Consider the following 15,651-nt stretch of genomic DNA (forward strand, 5'->3'; position numbering starts at 1 on the left):
CAGATTGCACATTCTGTCTACCAGTAGTCAGATTCTCAGATCTGTCCACTCTTTGCTACGGTTTTCGCAAAACCCGGTGGTTCCGACGCTCTACCGAAAGCGAGGCGCGTGACCGAGGCACCAACAGCCACAGTGGTGGATCGACTACTCGACGCCGCCCAGAAGCTACTGGCAAACAAGGGAATCCGCGCCACCACCGTCATCGAGGTCGCCGAGGAGGCGGGCGTCTCGCGCGCATGGCTGTACCGGCACTTCCCGGACAAGGTGTCACTGCTGGGTGCGGCGATCGTGCGGCTGACCGACACATTCTGGAACGACGCGAGGGCCGAACTGGACACCATCGGCACGTTCGCCGAGCAAGTCGCCGCAGGGGTCCGCATCGGGCGCGGCGCCTACGACGACCCCGGCGCACTGCTGATGCGGCTCCGCATCTCCGAACCGGAGGAATTCGCGGCGTGCGCGGGCGCCGGTGTCTCCGGCCTCGTGCCTGATCTCGCCGCCTTCTGGCGACCCTACGTCGAAACCGCGGCGGCCCGCGGTGAGATCCACCCCGGCCATGACCTCGCCGAGGTCTCCGAGTGGGTGGCTCGGTTCCTGATCAGCGTGGGCACGGTGCCGGGCGAGACGATCGATCCCGACGACACCGCGGCAGTCCTGCGCTATGTGCGGCGTTACGTTCTACCCGCACTGCAGGCAAACCCGGCGCTGCCCGGCAATCCGTCAACCGACTGACCTGAAGCCGAATACAAGTTCGCACTGCCGTCGGACTTCGCCCACGTCGAAAACCATGAGTACTACGAAGGCGTTGGCGGTAGAAGCACGCCATGATGGCGGTCGGCGCGCCGGGTGACCGCAGTCCTACGCGTCCGATCAGACGACTGCGTACGGGTAGGCCGCGGCACGGCCCTGGAACGAAAGGATCCGTGGGTTTTGGACGTGGCCCGCACGGATCTCGATCGCGCGCCGGACCGTCGCACTGCCGTCCCAGGCGTCGGGGCCGGCCATCACGATCGGCAGGTAATCCAGCAGCGCCTCGGAATTCTCCCAAGTGGCGGAGTTCCACAGGTATGAGGGGCTGTGGTCGACGCCGTAGTAGTACAGGTCATCGCCGACGGTGAACATCGGGTCCGCGAACGACGTCGGACGAGCCCACTCGAAGCCCATTCCCTCGTCACAGGAGACATCGACGAACAGTGTTCCGCGCGGGAACAGGTGTAGATCCTCGTCCAGCACGAACAGCAGCGGCTCCTCGGTGTCCTGCAGAATGCAGTTGACGACCACGTCGTATTGGGCCAGCATCTCCGCCAGCGGCCCCGGTTCGGGTGCCTTCAGGGCAAGGGTTCGGCTCGGGTTCCGTGGGTCGCGCTCGAACTGCCGCATCCGCACCGACGCGAACGGCGAGGCAACCGCCGAGACGCTGCGCTGCGTCAGTACCGTCACGTCACTGATCCCGAGCGCCGAGAGCGCGCGGACAGCGCCGCGGGCGGTGGAACCGAAGCTGATAACGGCCGCTCGCAACCGTCGACCGTAGTCCCCGGTGGACCCCCGCAGCTGCAGGGCGTGCAGGACCGAGCAGTAGCCGGCCAGCTCGTTGTTCTTGTGGAAGACGTGGAGGCTGAAGTTGCCCTCCTTGGTCCAGTGGTTCATCGCCTCCCAGGCGATCAGGGTCAGGCCGCGATCGACTGCCAGCTGGGTCATCCGCGCGTCCTGTACGCAGTGCGGCCACCCCCACACGACCTGCCCGGGGCGCAGGTTCTCGAGGTCCTCAGCCAGCGGCTTCGGCAACAGCAGCACGTCGCACTCGGCGAACAACTCCTCGCGCGTACGGTGTCCGGCAATCAGCGGCGCCAGCCGCTCATCGGAGTAGCCGAATCGGTCCCCGTAGCCGTTTTCGAGGAAAACACCGCCGCGAAGCCCCGGGGCGATCCGGTTGAAGTGCGCCGGGTGGATCGCCAGCCGGTGCTCGTCCTCTTTGCGAGAGGTTGCTACGACGCCGATCGTTAGTTGTTTCACCAAAGGAGTCTACGCGCGGCCGAATGCGCGCGGGCTGTCGCAGACGCTTCGAGTGCTGACTCCAAGCGCAGCCGGCCACCGGGCCGGCGGTCTGATTCGGCGCGAACGACGCAAGCATCAGTCTCGGAGCGCCAACTCGGTTCGTCGAGTTCGGGCTCCCGCCTACAGTGCGCGAACGAACTCCTCACGGCTGTCTCGTTCACACGCGGCGCACAGCGCTTCCGCGCGCGATCGCCGAGCGGTTGGTGAGCCAGACGGGAGAGACCGCGGAGGGCGCGGCAGGCTCGTCATCCGTGATCGGTACCTGATCGTCGCCGATGTAGTCCAAGTCGTGCGCGGCGATCCGCGCGCGATCGGTTCCTCGCTCAGACGGTTTGTGATCGGCGATCGGATGCGCGGTCACTTGCGCTGATTCCGGCTCGTCGGCGTGTGGTGCCGTCGCGGCAGGGGTGGTGTCTCCGGTTTCGCGGGCGATCGGTGACGTGTCTTCGGCCGCGATCGGTGCATTCTGGACGGCGCGCGGCGCGCGATCGGTTTCGCGCGCGATCAGTGCGGGGTCGTCGTCCGCGCGCGCGGAGATCGGCTCACGCGTGGCGCGCGCGATCGATTCGGGGTGTACCTCGGCTGTCTCCGCACGCGTGACATGTTTGTCTTCCGCCGCTGAGGAAGCAGGGGCGCTCCACTCGTGCTCGACAGAATCGGAGCGCTCCGCCGGCGGCACAGGCGGCGACTGCCCGCTGATCTGTATATGGGCGAGCGTCTGCCGCAACGCCGCCTCCAGCCTCGCATCCAGGTGAGCCTCACCCGCATCGGCCTCGGCAGACTCTTCCCGGCCGCTCGGGGTCCCTCCGAAGGTCGGCTCGGCCGCTGGGGTCGGCGTTGTGGCCAGCACCAGTTCAGTGATCATCTGCTCGGACATCGCGGCAGCGGGATCCGCGGTGGACGCCGCGATCTGCGTCCCGGCGGTGGCGCGCTGCGCGGTGGCAGCTGGAGTGCTCCGTTCGCGCTCGACGGTATCGGCACGATGCCACACCGGGAGAGCCTGCTCCGCGGAGACCTTCTCAGCGTCGGCCGGTTGCTCTGTAGCACCAGCGGAGTGCTCCGAAGCGCGGCCAGCGGTCGTGGGCTGCGCGGTGAGGATGCTCGGCAGGATCTGGTTCCCGGCGCCGCCGACCTGGGTGAGCGCCGCGAGCCGGGCCTGGAGGTCTTCATGGTCGGGCACGGCAGCAGTCGCCTGCTCGATCGCACGTCCGTACCGCTCGGCGACGAGCCGGTGGGTGACGAGCGCGACGCCGATCATGATCGGCGCGATCGCGTGGATCCCGATACCGGTCACGTCGCCTACCTTGATGTAGGGGAAGGTATTCAGCGCGATGCTCGCTGTCAGCAGAACGCCCTCGACGGTGTAGATCTGCCACAGTCTGTCGATCACACCCCACTCGGCGGTATCGCCGGTGGACAGCATCAGCGCGACAAGTACCGCGCTGATCAAGGCTTCCAAGCCGTAGGACAACCACCACATCGGGTTGGCTATGCCGCCGGTCGGCGCGATGTTCTGCTGCACGGTGACCGCGGAGAACAGCATCGAGAACGCCACGACACCGGCGAGCAGCCCGAGCACACGCGGCTTGCGCTGGTGCAGACGGGCCACTTTCGCGTGCGGGCTGCTGCTGCGTCGCTGCTCCCCGATCGCCTCCGCGGCGCGCAGCAGGTCCGCGGCTTCGCGTTCGGCCAAGGCGGCCGCCGTGCGGCGTACCCGCTCCGCGGCATCGGCGGCCGCCTGGATACGTGCACGGTGCTCGTAACGTTCGTGGTCACGCACGAGCTCGGCCAACTCGCGGGAGGCGGCGAGCTCACGCTCCGACAATGCTTCCAGCAGAGCCGGATCGTCCTGGTGCGCCAACCGCTCATGCGCAATCTGCACCCGGTCCGGCAGCGCGCCGGCCACCAAATCGTCCACTGGCGGCGCCGCGGCGGACGAGAGGGTCGTGAAACGACGGATCATCAGCAAGAACCTTTCCGATGATGGAGTGTTCCAGATTTAGCGAGCCAGAACGACATCCGGCCGTCGATGTCCCTCCGTCGAGCGCGACGAGCCACCTCGGCCGCAACGAGGATGCCGCTCAATTAGAACAGCGGCGTCGGGGAAGAGCACGCCGGCCGCTGATCCGGCGCGATGACATCGGTGTTGTTGCCCGAGTCGAAAACGGATGCACTCGGGCCGTAGATTTTCGGATGACCTGTCCTGCAATGATTCTGGTGACTGATGGCTGACGCCCCACGCAAGCAACTTCAGGTTTGCCGTCCTGTCCGAATTCGAGAACGACAGGATTGCCGCCGGCCTGAATCAGGTGGTGATGGACTACGTGGTGGATGCCGTCGACCGCAACGGTGCGACCGAGCTGGTATTCCGCAGCGGCGCAACGAAGCCGATCGCGCCGGGCAGTTGGATCGTGAACTGCACCGGCTACATCCTGCACGACCACCACCCCTACGAGCCGTATCTTTCCCCTGGTGGCGCCGTCCTGTCGATACATACGCGGTCGGCGACGCTCACCATCCAGGTAGGCGAAATCCCGCTATACGAACTCGACATGGTGGATCTGGCGAAGAAGTCGACTACGGCATTCCACCCTACGGCGATATCGCTCTCCCACTACAACGCGGGCCTCATCGCCGACGGTGTGCCAGCTCGGGTACTCCTGGACTTCGGACTCGACCAAGACCGCCGGTACCCGCTGCCGCGCCAGGCGGCGAACATTGCGCGGCACGCGCTTGGGCGGCACCGGATACACCGCGACCATCATCGCCGCACCCTGGACACCGTCCGTGACAGGTTCGATGTTCGTTGCGGCCCGCTGGAAACCTTCTCTGCCGGAAGGTAGTTCCCACGGCGGCGCGACCGATCACAAGTGGTACGCATGTGCTGGGCTAGGGGTTTCTCTCCGAGCCGAGCAAGCAGATCGCTCGGCGCTCAGAAACGATCTTTGTGTTCCGTCACCCATTCCGCGAAAGTGCGGGCGGGCCGACCGAGTATCCGCTCGACGGTGCCATCCGGAGTCCGCGCCGACTCCGGCGGATCGGCGTACCAGCCGACGACGTACTCGGCGTCGGCCCGCGACACCCCTTTCTGCTGTAACCGCTCGATCGCCTGCTCATTGCCGATCTGTTCGAACGCGAGGTCCCGGTCTAGCGCGTCGGCGACCATCGCGACGCGCTCACTCGTGGTCAGCGCCTGAGGTCCGTTGAGGTTGTACGCCCGGCCCGCGTGCCCGTCTTCGATCAAGGCGGTCGCGGCCACCGCGCCGATATCGGCCTCGTGCACAATCGCACTGGGGAAGTCGAAAGGCTCACGCACCACGGCCTCTGCTCGGATCGAGTCGACCCAGGTGAGTGCGTTGGACATGAACTCCTGCGGCTCGAGCCTCGTCCAGGCCACACCCGAGTCCGCGACCGCGGTTTCCGCGGCGCCGACGTACCCGCCCCACAGGATGGTGATGCGCTCGACGCCGGCGGACACCGCCCGGCGGACCAACTCGGGTCCGGTCTCGGCCACTCCGGCGGTCACGGTGATGTGCAGCCCGGTGACACCGTCCAGCGCGGCGTCGAGTGTGCCCGGCTCGGTGTGGGTGCCCGCCACCAATTCCACACCCGCAGGCAGTAAATTCGCGGCGCGCTGTGGATCGCGGGTCAGCGCACGCACTGCTCGACCCCTCCGCAGCAGCTCGGCCACCACCTGCCGTCCGGTGTTTCCCGTTGCGCCCGTTACCAATATCGTCACAGTGAGCTCCTTTCCGAGCGCAACGCTATAACCTCAACAAGCATTGAGGTCAAGCGATGCTCGCCGGCGATACCGCGTTCGGGCGCGAGTGACTACTTCGCTACTAGTCATCGGCTGGTGCGGCTGTAGCGCCATTGCCCGAAAAGTATCGGGCTTCCGCGCCTGCCCACTCCTCCAGCCCTGCCCAACCTCTCCTTGGTCAGACCCGCGCCGAGACAGATCGTCGGTCGGCCCGCACGGCCGATGGTGACAGCATCCCTGCTGGGATCGCAGATCGCGACGACAAACTACTGACGCAGATGGAATCACTCTCGGGCGGTGCGAGTCGGTTGCGGTCGTCCGAGACTTCCACGGGGGAACGGGAAATTTCGAAACAGAGTGAACCATCATGTGGTGCACAGCGTTTCTTCTGGTAAGCCCTCGACGGTGTGTCAATAGCGTCGAGCGCCGTTCGGAGATCTTGCGCTACCCGCGTACGCGAGACTGCACGTCAAGAAGAAGAGGTTTCTACGTGATCAACGCCAAGAAGACAATTGCCGTGTGTGCGAGCGTAGTCGGAATCACTGCCGGGATGGCGGTATTCCTCCCCGCGACGGCATCCGCGGCAACCTACGGTGGTCAGTGCGGTAAGGGATATGACGTGATCGATTCGCACGACCTCGTCGGTGGCACCGCCTTTCTGACCTTTAACGGTAAGAACAATTGCGTTGTCACCGTCCGGGACCAGCCGGGGAAACCCGTGCGGATGGGCGCCGGGCTCCGGCGGTCAGGGGATCGTCGCGCCGTAGTCGTCGACGACGCCAAATACACCGAGTTCGCGGGTCCGGTGAAGGTCGAGGCAAAGGGCGAATGCATCGACTGGGGCGGCCTCATCGGTGACGACGAGTGGCAGGTATTCAAAGTGCACTGCGGCTGAACGGCACGTGCCCGTACCTGCTCAAACCAGGCCGGTACGGGCTCGTGCGTACGCGATGATGTTCTCCGCGTAGGCCGACTCGTCCCGGTCCGAGAGGCACGCCCGGAGTTGGATGAATGCGTCGTCCAGTTGCGGTCCTGGTCCGCGGTCGGCGAGCAGGACGACGATCGCCTCCCAGGTCGCGATCCGCGGTTCCGGGTCGGCCAACAGTTCGTCGAGGTACCGGTCCGGTTCCAACAGCCGCAGCGCCCGGCGCGCGTAGGCGTGCACGCGCCGGGGCAGCTCGGCGCGGATGGCATCGACGTCTGTCTGCAGCACGTGCCGGCCCGGTTGTGTCGGATCGAGCCGCAGGGACCACAACTCGGTCAGATCATCCGGCATGCCGTGGTCGCTGATCAGGCCTGGGCCGGTCGCCTGCTCGAGCGGCGTGAGCGGAAGACCCCGCTGCGCGTTGCACCAGTTCCGAAATTCCCACCAGGCAGTCGGTGTAGCGCTCAGGCACAGGCCGAATCCGAGTACCTGCTGCCCGCCAGTCCAGGTGCGCAGTGTCCGGGTGCGGCCGACCGCCGCCACACCCCCCGGCATGACTCGCACCCACATTGCCTCCGAGCCGTGAAAGCCGTACGGCTGCAGCAGCTTCCCAGTCTCACGCATCAGTCGGCGCAGCGCCGAGTCCGGTCCGACCATGCCAGCAGACTAGCGGCACGCACAGACACACACGGAACGGCAAGCATCCCACTGCATTTCGTTCAAGGCAGACTCCACCCTGCCGGTCTGTGCTCGATCTCGCCGAATTCAGTGGATCGGCTTCTCCACTGATGGATCCGATGACTTCGCCGGTGGCGGCTCGCGGTCGTAGCGGGATCGAAGTGCGAGGCGGCGCCAGTCGCCCGGGCCGTGTGGTAGCAGGCCGACCTCCACACTCGGCTGTGGTCCGACGAAACATTATCGTCGTTCCTCGCCGTCGCGTGATCACCGCAGTTCAGCCCGCTTTCCATGGCCGTAGTTTCTCCGGATTGCGGATCGCCCAGAGGCGAGTGATCCTGCCGTCGGCGATGTCGAAGGCGTAGACCGACACGATGGTGTCGGCGAGCTGCGCCACCAGGCCGGGTTGGCCGTTCACCGTGCGCTCGAGCAGCGTCACCTCGGGGCCCAGGGCGGCGATTTCGATCCAGGCGCGGGCGATCTGCTCGCCGCCGGTAATCGGGTGGCGGAAAGCCGGGGCCAGGCCGCCGCTGTCGGCAGTCGCGGTCGCCTGCGGATCGAGCAAATTGATCAGGGTCTCGATATCCCTCGTCTCCCAGGCTCTTTTGAAGTCCCTGACCACCTCGGCACGCTGGGTGCTCGACGGGCCCTGCGACGTACGGATGCGGCGGCGGGCGCAGAAGGCGAGCTGGCGGCAGGCCGCGGGGGTGCGCCCAACGATGTCGGCGACCTCGGCGAAGGAGTAGCGGAAGACGTCGTGCAGGACAAACGCCACCCGCTCGGCCGGCGTCATGGAATCCAGCACGACGAGGAAGGCCATACTGATCGACTCGTCGAGGGTGACCTGGTCGGCGGGGTCGCAGGGGGCGGGACCACCGAGCCATTCGGAACGGTCGGGTACCGGCTCCGGAATCCATTCGCCCACGTACCGCTCCCGCCTGGCTCGCGCCGAACCGAGCAGATCGAGGCAGATGCGGCCGGCGACCGTCGTCAGCCAAGCGCCGGGCGCCGCCACATCCTGCCGCTGCCGCTCGGACAACGCGTACCAGCGCGCGTAGGTCTCCTGCACCACGTCCTCGGCCTCGGCCAGCGAGCCGAGCAGCCGGTAGGCGAGATTGATCAGCTGACGGCGTTCGCTGATCACCGAGCGCAGGTTCGGATCGGTCATGGTGTCGGCTCCTTCGGTCGATGCGGCCCTCACCTAATTGACGAAACAGCGACCCGAATTGTGAGACCGCCTGACATTCCAGCCGTCTGCGTCGTCGGAAGGTCGTGACACTTTCAGCAGAGCAGGAGTTCCGGACATGATCAGAATCGGCATCATTCTCGGCAGCACCCGGCCTAACCGCAACGGTCCGCAGGTCGCCCGGTGGGTTCTGGACACGGCATCGCGGCGCGGCGACGCCGAGTTCGAACTGATCGACCTGCGCGACCACCCGCTACCGCATCTGGACGAGCCGGTGGCGCCGATGTTCGGCCCCTCCGTACATGAGCACACCCGCGCCTGGGCCGAGCGGATCGCCCCGTTCGACGGGTTCGTGATGGTGACCCCTGAGTACAACCACTCGGCCCCCGGAGTGTTGAAGAACGCCATCGACCACTTGTTCGCGCAGTGGGCCGACAAGGCGGTCGGATTCGTCTCCTACGGCGCGGGTGGCGGCGTCCGGGCGGTGGAGCATCTGCGACTGGTCTGCAGCGCGCTGCGCATGGCCGATGTGAGCCACCAGGTCGCGATCTCGGTCCTCACCGATTTCGAGAACTACACCGTCTTCACACCGGGCGACCACCACACCACAGCTCTGAACACGCTGCTGGATCAGGTCCTCGCATGGAGCGCCGCGCTCGCGCCGTTACGGCGGGCCGGCGCCGAAACCACTCTCATCAATTCCTGAGGAGCCGATCATGCTGACAACACACGACTTTCGGTCACTCGCCGACCGTATCGAGATCGAAGCGCTCGGCGGTGAATTCACCGATGCGGTGATGATGCGCGACTTCGACCGCCTGGCGGCACTGTTCGCCGACGATGGGGTGCTACGCATCCCCGACGCGGGTATCGAACTCGCCGGCCGCGCCGAATTCCAGACCGGAATGCGGCGAATGCAAGACGCCTGGGACTACTTCGTTCAGCACACCCATCCCGGCGTGATCGAAATCGACGGCGACACCGCCTCCGGCCGCGCCCACATCTGTGAGTTCGGCCGGTTGCGAAACGGTAGTTCACATTTGAACTACGCGATCTACCACGATCGCTACCGGCGAACAGCCGAGGGCTGGAGGTTCACCGAACGGGTCTACGAGATCCGATACCTCGACAACTCGCCGTTGGCGGGCTCGCCGCCGGGAGAGAACGGACTAGGTGTGGACGTATCCGCTGTGCACCTACACGGGTGATCCTCGCTGCCCGCGGGGCCGCCACAACCACAAGCAGTCCCCTTGGGCAGCATCGCGTCCCACTGGCCTCGTCGGCGGTAGATCAGGTCCCGACGTCGGAGTGAGCGATAGTTGGCACGGCTCGGCCAGCACCCCGAGAGGTCAAGCGGGGACGGTCGCCAGATCAGAATCATCGAAGGGCGGATAGCTTTCGCTGCCCCTCCGCTCGGCCGCATCGATGTAGTCGGCGAGAGCGTCGCGCGATTGCGCGAGCCTGTCGATCTGGTCGTCCAATCGCCGTAGCCGGGATCGCATAGCCGTCAGCAACTCTGGACACCCGGGCAGCTTCGGCGCTTCTCCTACCGCGCAGGGCAGCAAGTACGCGATGTCCTCGGAGGAAAGCCCAGCACCGAGCAAGTGCCGGATCTGCTTCACCCGCAACACGGCGTTGTCGTCATAGTCGCGGTAGCCATTGGCCCGGCGGTCGGCCACCAGCAGGCCTTGAGCCTCGTAGTAGCGCAGTTGATGGGTGTTGACGCCCGTCCGACGACCCAGTTCTCCGATCCGCATCGAAACCTCACTTGACCTTCACACCGGTATCAACGTTGACGATACTGCCATGAACAAAACCGATACACCCGTGACAGTCATCGGCCTCGGACTGATGGGCCGAGCACTCGCTCGCGCGTTCCTGAAAGCCGGGCATCCCACCACCGTGTGGAACCGTACGACTTCCAAGGCCGCCCGTTTGGTGGCAGAGGGTGCACGGCTCGCGCCGACGGTCGGCGACGCGCTCGCAGCAGGATCGCCGGCGATCATCTGCGTCACCGACTACCAGGCCATGCGAGAGCTCTTCGGCGCGAACGAAATCGGGCTGGACGGTATGCAATTGATCAACCTGACCTCGGGCAATTCGCCCCAGGCACGGGAGGCCGCCCGATGGGCCGAACAGCGCGGAGCCCGCTATCTGGACGGCGCCATCATGGCAATTCCCTCGGCGATCGGAACCGACGAGGCCGTGATTCTGCACAGCGGGCCGCAATCGGATTTCGAGGTGCACAAGGAAGCTCTCACATCGCTCGGCACCGTCACCTACCTCGGTGCGGACCACGGGCTGGCGTCCCTGTACGACGTGGCCGGGCTGGCCATGATGTGGAGTGTTCTCAACGCCTGGCTCCAGGGCACCGCCCTGCTCAGGACCGCCGGCGTCGACGCCGCGACGTATGCGCCGTTCGCTCAGCGGATCGCCGCCGGGGTGGCCGAATGGCTGCCCGGATATGCCGAACAGATCGACCACGGCTCCTTTCCAGCAGAGGTGTCAGCCCTGGAGACCGACGCACGGGCAATGGAACACCTGATCGAGGAGAGCGAGGCATTGGCGATCAACGCCGAATTGCCCAGGCTGATCAAGGCGATGGCCGACCGCGCGATCGCGGCCGGACACGGTGGAGAGCAGTACCCCGTGCTGATCGAAGAATTCGGCAAGCCCGGCAACGACTGACTTCAGTGCGACTGGGCCGACCTCCCGATGCCGATAAATGGGCAGCGAGGCCATACTGCGCTATGGTGATTGTATGGCCACCAAGAAGGTTACTATCACCCTAGATGAATCGCTGGTCGAAGCGCTGGCCGGAGCCGCCGAGGAGGAAGGCATCCCGCTCTCCCGACTTGTCGCCGGGGCAGCCGAACGGGAGCTGCGGTGGCGAGCCGGCCGGGCCGTGGTGCAGGAGTGGCAGGCAGAGCACGGCGCGTTCACGCCGGAGGAACTCGCCGCCGCCCGCGTCGACCTGGCCGACGCCGACGCCGAGTATCTCAGCAGCTCCGGGACCTCGGCCGCGTGAACATCCCCTACCTGTACGACGCCGGGACATTGATCGCCATCGACAACGACGACCGGCGCATGTGGGCTCGCCACAGCCTGGCTCTCGAGGACGGGCGCGACATCCATGTCCCCTCCGTCGTCGTCGGCCAGGCATGGCGGGATTCTCGTCGCCAGGTCAGGCTCGGCAAGTTTCTTGCCGGGTGCCACGTCGTGCCCGTCGATCTCGAAACCGCCAAAGCGGCAGGCATTCTTTGCGGCAAGGCAGGCACCGCAGATATCGTCGACGCCACCGTCGTCACCATGGCGGCCCGTCTCGGCGGCATCATCTGGACCTCCGACCCGGACGACATCCGGGCCCTCATCGACGCCCAGGACATCAAGCCTGCCCCCGTCATCCGCACGGTCTGACCTCCCACTCAGGTTCCGACGTCGCAGCAGCCGGTCCGATCCCCTGGTCGAGGTACCGTCCAGCCACAGGCTCATGGAAGGGACTGTTACGAGCGTCCGCGCCCGACATGCACAGGTAGCCCGGGATATCGACCGGCACCATTATTCTGATCGGGAATGACCGCCGTTTCCCGCTGATGCCGAACCCGTTGGCGAGTAAGATTTTCGGCTCGTTTGTACAAGCCTCGCACAGGCATCGCAGGGCACCCCTGGTGCGAAACTGGAGAATCGCGACAAAGCCAAGGCACGGTCCGGAATACATCGGGCCTCATACCTTCAGTGTTGAGGTCCGTCGAAATGGAACTCGACCAGATCGACCTACGGCCACTGCCGTGCGTGCACTGCATCGAAGACCGACCGGCACAACGCTTGCCGAGGAGTAAGGAAGGCACAAGTCCTCCGCATCTCATCGAAGTTCACATCTCGCTCCGCAAGCTTCGTCCGAAACGCTCGTTCCTTGCCAGAGGCCCCTTCCCGGCCCGCATGTTCTTACTGACCTCCGTTAATCTATCCCCTCTATATAGCTCACAAGATCCTTTCGAAACCGGTAACGACACCTTCTATCGAGTCGATCCCAACTATTGCGTCGCCCGAATTCAATGATAATACGAGACTCGTATCCGTTGGATCGACATCACACCTGTGGACGATCATGTTTCTACGCTGAACGACGACACTTAGAGCCGTCTTTTTTTGAGTTTGCGGCAGTGCCGAATGCCGCAGACCACATTCTTCTCACTCCAACCATAGCGATATCATCCGGCTTCTGAAACGTCTGAGCTTGATGATCTGGCAGGCATCAACGTAGATTGTGAGCTAGACGTTGAAGCAGAACTCGACGAGGACGGCTCGGTTCGATCGCTCGCCCGTGAGCGCTCGGGCACGCTCGATGAGCTGCGGATCCAGGTCGACGCTGGTGACTGCCATGATTATATATCGGGCGGCGTCACGGGGCCGCCCCAGCCGTACCGGGACTCCGGCTCGAGCGTGGGAACCAAAGCCACCGACCCGAGCCACCGCGCTCTCACTCGCTGCGGTTTCTGTTCCACAGCTGATGCGTCAGACCGCTGGATGTGCTGATGGACTCAACACTGAATCGCTCTTCCAAGCCAGTGAGGTGATCCCAGATCCGAACACCAGCACCGAGCACGATCGGAATGATCGACACGTGCAGAAAATCAATGAGATCGGCCTGGAGGAACTCACTCACGGTGGACGGCCCGCCGCCGATCCGGACGTCCAACCCGGCGGCTGCATCTTGCGCCAAGCGAAGCGCCTCCTGCGGCGAGGCATCCACGAAGTGGAAACTGGTGCCGTTGTCGAACTCGAGTGCTTCGTGCGGGAAATGGGTCAGAACGAAGACCGGGGTGCGGAAGGGCGGCGCATCTCCCCACCATCCCGTCCAGCCGTCGTCCGGCCATTCGCCCGCCTGCGGGCCGAACTTGCGACGACCCATGATCTCCGCCCCGACACCCTGGCCCCACATGCTGAACATGGCGCGGTCCACGGTCACCGGTTCGTCGATTCCGTGAATGCCGTGGATGACACGTCCGTCGAACTTGCCGAAGAGCGCCCCCGCTCCGCCGATCGGCGCTTCGAGCGTCACGTGATCACCGGCGGCATACCCGTCCGAGGAGACGAAGAGGTTGTGGACTCGCGTACGGGACATAATGGCTCCAAGACAGGTGGTTGCAAAATGAAATCACTCGCATCCTAGCGTAGAGTGATTTCTATCTGCAATCACTTTGGAGGTCGGATGGTGAGAGAACAACCCCGATCAGGGTGCGCGATCAATGCGGCGGTCGAGGTGCTGGGCGACGCCTGGAGCCTCATCGTGCTTCGCGACATCGTTTTCGGCGGTCGCCGACACTTCCGCGAGCTCCTGACGCGCAACGACGAAGGCATCGCGTCGAACATCCTCGCCAACCGCCTCCGAAATCTGGTCGAGGAGGGCCTGCTGTCTCGTGACGATGCGACGCGGGGGCAGCGGGCGGCGTATTCACTCACCGAGGCAGGGATTCAGACGGTTCCGGTGATGGTGGCCCTCGGGACCTGGGGCATGCATCATCGAGCCACGTCACACGCATTGAGCGTGCGCGCTCGCATCCTGGCCGAGTCCCCCGACCTAGTCGACGACCTCATGGACGAGCTCCGCGAGATTCACCTCGGCATTCCGCGACCTGCCCCCGAACGCCCCCTTGCGTCCGAACGACTGCAGCACGCGTTCGAGGCCGCCACAGAGAGAGCGGGGGCATGGTCCAGTGGCAGCGACGCGCCCGAACCAGCAAGCTCGAACCGAAACGCGACTACACGTTGAAGCGAAACTCGACCACGTCGCCATCCGCCATGACGTAGTCCTTGCCTTCCATCCGCACCTTGCCCGCAGCCTTGGCGGCAGCCATGGACCCGGCCGCGACCAAATCGTCGAATGCCACGACTTCGGCCTTGATGAATCCGCGTTCGAAATCGGTGTGAATGACGCCAGCCGCCTTGGGTGCGGTGTCACCCTGGTGAATTGTCCAGGCGCGCGACTCTTTCGGGCCCGCGGTGAGGTAGGTCTGCAAGCCGAGGGTGTGGAAACCCGCACGGGCCAGAGCATGCAGACCAGGCTCGGCTTGGCCGATGGACTCCAGCAGTTCGATAGCCGACTCCTCGTCCAACTCGAGCAGTTCGGCTTCCACCTTCGCATCGAGAAACACCGAATCAGCCGGAGCCACAGAAGCTGTCAGCGCCGCGACCTTCGCCTCGTCGGTGAGCACCGACTCATCGGCGTTGAAGACGTAAAGGAACGGCTTGGTGGTGAGCAGCGAAAGTTCTTTCAGGAGTTCGGTATCCACCTTATCGCTCGCCGCGAACAAGGTGGTGCCGCTGTCGAGGATCTCCTGCGCCGCCTTGGCAGCGTCGGCGACGGGCTTGCGTTCCTTCTTGACCCTGGCTTCCTTCTCCAGCCGCACGACCGCCTTCTCCAAGGTCTGCAGGTCGGCGAGGATGAGCTCGGTCTCGATCACTTCGATGTCGGCGGCCGGGTCGACACGGCCGTCGACGTGCACCACGTCATCATCGGCGAAGACTCGCACCACCTGACAGATGGCGTCGGCCTCACGGATGTTGGCAAGGAACTTGTTACCGAGTCCCGCACCCTCGGAAGCACCCTTCACAATGCCCGCGATATCGACGAACGACACGGTGGCGGGCACGATACGCTCGGAACCGAAGATCTCGGCCAGTCGGTTCAGCCGCGGATCGGGCAGCGGGACCACGCCGACGTTCGGCTCGATGGTCGCGAACGGGTAGTTCGCGGCGAGCACGTCGTTCTTGGTCAACGCGTTGAACAGCGTCGACTTTCCGACGTTGGGCAGGCCGACGATTCCGAGGGTGAGACTCACGAGGAACAGAGTCTACGCGGCACACGGACCGCTCCACCCTGCGCCCACCCGAAGCGATCACCTGCCGATGCGAAGCGACACAGCACCAACTGACCATCTGCGGCGTCAACCCGACACGACAGGCACACGAACTCGACAGGCTGCGACACCCCCACCACTCCGTACCAATCCGACGCGAACCCGCCGACCAACATTCGCCGGACCAACC

17 protein-coding genes are annotated in these 15,651 nt (G+C 65.0%); 9 read left to right on the forward strand and 8 right to left on the reverse strand.

The window, feature by feature from the left end:
- Positions 1 to 108: 108 nt before the first annotated feature.
- The gene (locus tag OH799_RS19080) at positions 109 to 732 is read left to right on the forward strand and encodes a TetR/AcrR family transcriptional regulator (protein WP_406265773.1); all 624 of its coding nucleotides are present in this window, start codon (positions 109 to 111) and stop codon (positions 730 to 732) included.
- A 138-nt stretch (positions 733 to 870) separates the two neighbouring features.
- Here the strand turns inward: OH799_RS19080 and OH799_RS19085 are convergent, their stop codons facing one another.
- Positions 871 to 2,013, reverse strand: coding sequence for a N(5)-(carboxyethyl)ornithine synthase (locus OH799_RS19085; RefSeq protein WP_406265776.1), 1,143 nt, complete (start codon positions 2,011 to 2,013; stop codon positions 871 to 873).
- 199 nt (positions 2,014 to 2,212) lie between these two features.
- Positions 2,213 to 4,018, reverse strand: a complete 1,806-nt coding sequence (locus OH799_RS19090; RefSeq protein ID WP_406265779.1) for a hypothetical protein — start codon at positions 4,016 to 4,018, stop codon at positions 2,213 to 2,215.
- Between the two features lie 352 nt (positions 4,019 to 4,370).
- Between OH799_RS19090 and OH799_RS19095 the strand changes: the two genes are divergently transcribed.
- Complete coding sequence (locus OH799_RS19095; protein ID WP_406265782.1) at positions 4,371 to 4,898, forward strand: hypothetical protein; 528 nt, start codon at positions 4,371 to 4,373, stop codon at positions 4,896 to 4,898.
- 89 nt (positions 4,899 to 4,987) lie between these two features.
- On the opposite strand, the gene OH799_RS19100 is transcribed toward OH799_RS19095, so the two are convergent.
- On the reverse strand, positions 4,988 to 5,794 hold the full coding sequence (locus OH799_RS19100) for an NmrA family NAD(P)-binding protein (RefSeq protein WP_406265784.1): 807 nt from the start codon (positions 5,792 to 5,794) through the stop codon (positions 4,988 to 4,990).
- 511 nt (positions 5,795 to 6,305) lie between these two features.
- Here OH799_RS19100 and OH799_RS19105 point away from each other — a divergent pair.
- Entirely contained in the window at positions 6,306 to 6,710 is a 405-nt protein-coding gene (locus OH799_RS19105; protein WP_406265787.1) for a spore-associated protein A, read from the forward strand.
- Between the two features lie 21 nt (positions 6,711 to 6,731).
- Here the strand turns inward: OH799_RS19105 and OH799_RS19110 are convergent, their stop codons facing one another.
- A complete protein-coding gene (locus tag OH799_RS19110; protein WP_406265790.1) occupies positions 6,732 to 7,397 on the reverse strand; it encodes a hypothetical protein in 666 nt (221 codons plus the stop codon).
- 295 nt (positions 7,398 to 7,692) lie between these two features.
- On the reverse strand, positions 7,693 to 8,583 hold the full coding sequence (sigJ, locus tag OH799_RS19115; protein WP_406265792.1) for an RNA polymerase sigma factor SigJ: 891 nt from the start codon (positions 8,581 to 8,583) through the stop codon (positions 7,693 to 7,695).
- 136 nt (positions 8,584 to 8,719) lie between these two features.
- Here sigJ and OH799_RS19120 point away from each other — a divergent pair, with 136 nt between their 5' ends.
- Positions 8,720 to 9,307 carry an NAD(P)H-dependent oxidoreductase gene (locus OH799_RS19120; RefSeq protein WP_357265282.1) on the forward strand — a complete coding sequence of 196 codons (588 nt, stop codon included), beginning with the start codon at positions 8,720 to 8,722 and terminating at the stop codon, positions 9,305 to 9,307.
- 10 nt (positions 9,308 to 9,317) lie between these two features.
- Entirely contained in the window at positions 9,318 to 9,809 is a 492-nt protein-coding gene (locus OH799_RS19125; protein ID WP_406265795.1) for a nuclear transport factor 2 family protein, read from the forward strand.
- 141 nt (positions 9,810 to 9,950) lie between these two features.
- On the opposite strand, the gene OH799_RS19130 is transcribed toward OH799_RS19125, so the two are convergent.
- Positions 9,951 to 10,358 carry a MerR family transcriptional regulator gene (locus tag OH799_RS19130; RefSeq protein WP_406265798.1) on the reverse strand — a complete coding sequence of 136 codons (408 nt, stop codon included), beginning with the start codon at positions 10,356 to 10,358 and terminating at the stop codon, positions 9,951 to 9,953.
- A 49-nt stretch (positions 10,359 to 10,407) separates the two neighbouring features.
- On the opposite strand from OH799_RS19130, the gene OH799_RS19135 reads away from it, so the two are divergent.
- From OH799_RS19135 to OH799_RS19145, 3 genes are all read left to right on the forward strand, one after another.
- A complete protein-coding gene (locus OH799_RS19135) occupies positions 10,408 to 11,289 on the forward strand; it encodes an NAD(P)-dependent oxidoreductase (RefSeq protein WP_406265800.1) in 882 nt (293 codons plus the stop codon).
- Positions 11,290 to 11,362: 73 nt separating this feature from the next.
- On the forward strand, positions 11,363 to 11,629 hold the full coding sequence (locus OH799_RS19140; protein ID WP_406265803.1) for a hypothetical protein: 267 nt from the start codon (positions 11,363 to 11,365) through the stop codon (positions 11,627 to 11,629).
- A gap of 29 nt (positions 11,630 to 11,658) precedes the next feature.
- A complete protein-coding gene (locus OH799_RS19145) occupies positions 11,659 to 12,018 on the forward strand; it encodes a hypothetical protein (protein WP_406265806.1) in 360 nt (119 codons plus the stop codon).
- A 1,063-nt stretch (positions 12,019 to 13,081) separates the two neighbouring features.
- Here OH799_RS19145 and OH799_RS19150 read toward each other — a convergent pair.
- On the reverse strand, positions 13,082 to 13,726 hold the full coding sequence (locus OH799_RS19150; RefSeq protein WP_406265809.1) for a dihydrofolate reductase family protein: 645 nt from the start codon (positions 13,724 to 13,726) through the stop codon (positions 13,082 to 13,084).
- A gap of 87 nt (positions 13,727 to 13,813) precedes the next feature.
- On the opposite strand from OH799_RS19150, the gene OH799_RS19155 reads away from it, so the two are divergent.
- The gene (locus tag OH799_RS19155) at positions 13,814 to 14,374 is read left to right on the forward strand and encodes a winged helix-turn-helix transcriptional regulator (protein ID WP_406265812.1); all 561 of its coding nucleotides are present in this window, start codon (positions 13,814 to 13,816) and stop codon (positions 14,372 to 14,374) included.
- Here the strand turns inward: OH799_RS19155 and ychF are convergent.
- Positions 14,364 to 15,443, reverse strand: coding sequence for a redox-regulated ATPase YchF (gene ychF, locus OH799_RS19160; RefSeq protein ID WP_406265815.1), 1,080 nt, complete (start codon positions 15,441 to 15,443; stop codon positions 14,364 to 14,366). The two genes, OH799_RS19155 and ychF, sit on opposite strands and share 11 nt — an antisense overlap.
- Positions 15,444 to 15,651 lie beyond the last annotated feature (208 nt).

Source organism: Nocardia sp. NBC_00881 (genome assembly GCF_045207455.1).
GTDB lineage: Bacteria > Actinomycetota > Actinomycetes > Mycobacteriales > Mycobacteriaceae > Nocardia.

Excerpts from the sequence above, each read along its gene's own strand:
- OH799_RS19090 (WP_406265779.1), bottom strand. The coding sequence starts at position 4,018 with ATGATCCGTCGTTTCACGACCCTCTCGTCCGCCGCGGCGCCGCCAGTG.
- OH799_RS19095 (WP_406265782.1), top strand. The coding sequence starts at position 4,371 with ATGGACTACGTGGTGGATGCCGTCGACCGCAACGGTGCGACCGAGCTG.
- OH799_RS19110 (WP_406265790.1), bottom strand. The coding sequence starts at position 7,397 with ATGGTCGGACCGGACTCGGCGCTGCGCCGACTGATGCGTGAGACTGGG.
- sigJ (WP_406265792.1), bottom strand. The coding sequence starts at position 8,583 with ATGACCGATCCGAACCTGCGCTCGGTGATCAGCGAACGCCGTCAGCTG.
- OH799_RS19120 (WP_357265282.1), top strand. The coding sequence starts at position 8,720 with ATGATCAGAATCGGCATCATTCTCGGCAGCACCCGGCCTAACCGCAAC.
- OH799_RS19125 (WP_406265795.1), top strand. The coding sequence starts at position 9,318 with ATGCTGACAACACACGACTTTCGGTCACTCGCCGACCGTATCGAGATC.
- OH799_RS19130 (WP_406265798.1), bottom strand. The coding sequence starts at position 10,358 with ATGCGGATCGGAGAACTGGGTCGTCGGACGGGCGTCAACACCCATCAA.
- OH799_RS19135 (WP_406265800.1), top strand. The coding sequence starts at position 10,408 with ATGAACAAAACCGATACACCCGTGACAGTCATCGGCCTCGGACTGATG.
- OH799_RS19140 (WP_406265803.1), top strand. The coding sequence starts at position 11,363 with ATGGCCACCAAGAAGGTTACTATCACCCTAGATGAATCGCTGGTCGAA.
- OH799_RS19150 (WP_406265809.1), bottom strand. The coding sequence starts at position 13,726 with ATGTCCCGTACGCGAGTCCACAACCTCTTCGTCTCCTCGGACGGGTAT.
- OH799_RS19155 (WP_406265812.1), top strand. The coding sequence starts at position 13,814 with ATGGTGAGAGAACAACCCCGATCAGGGTGCGCGATCAATGCGGCGGTC.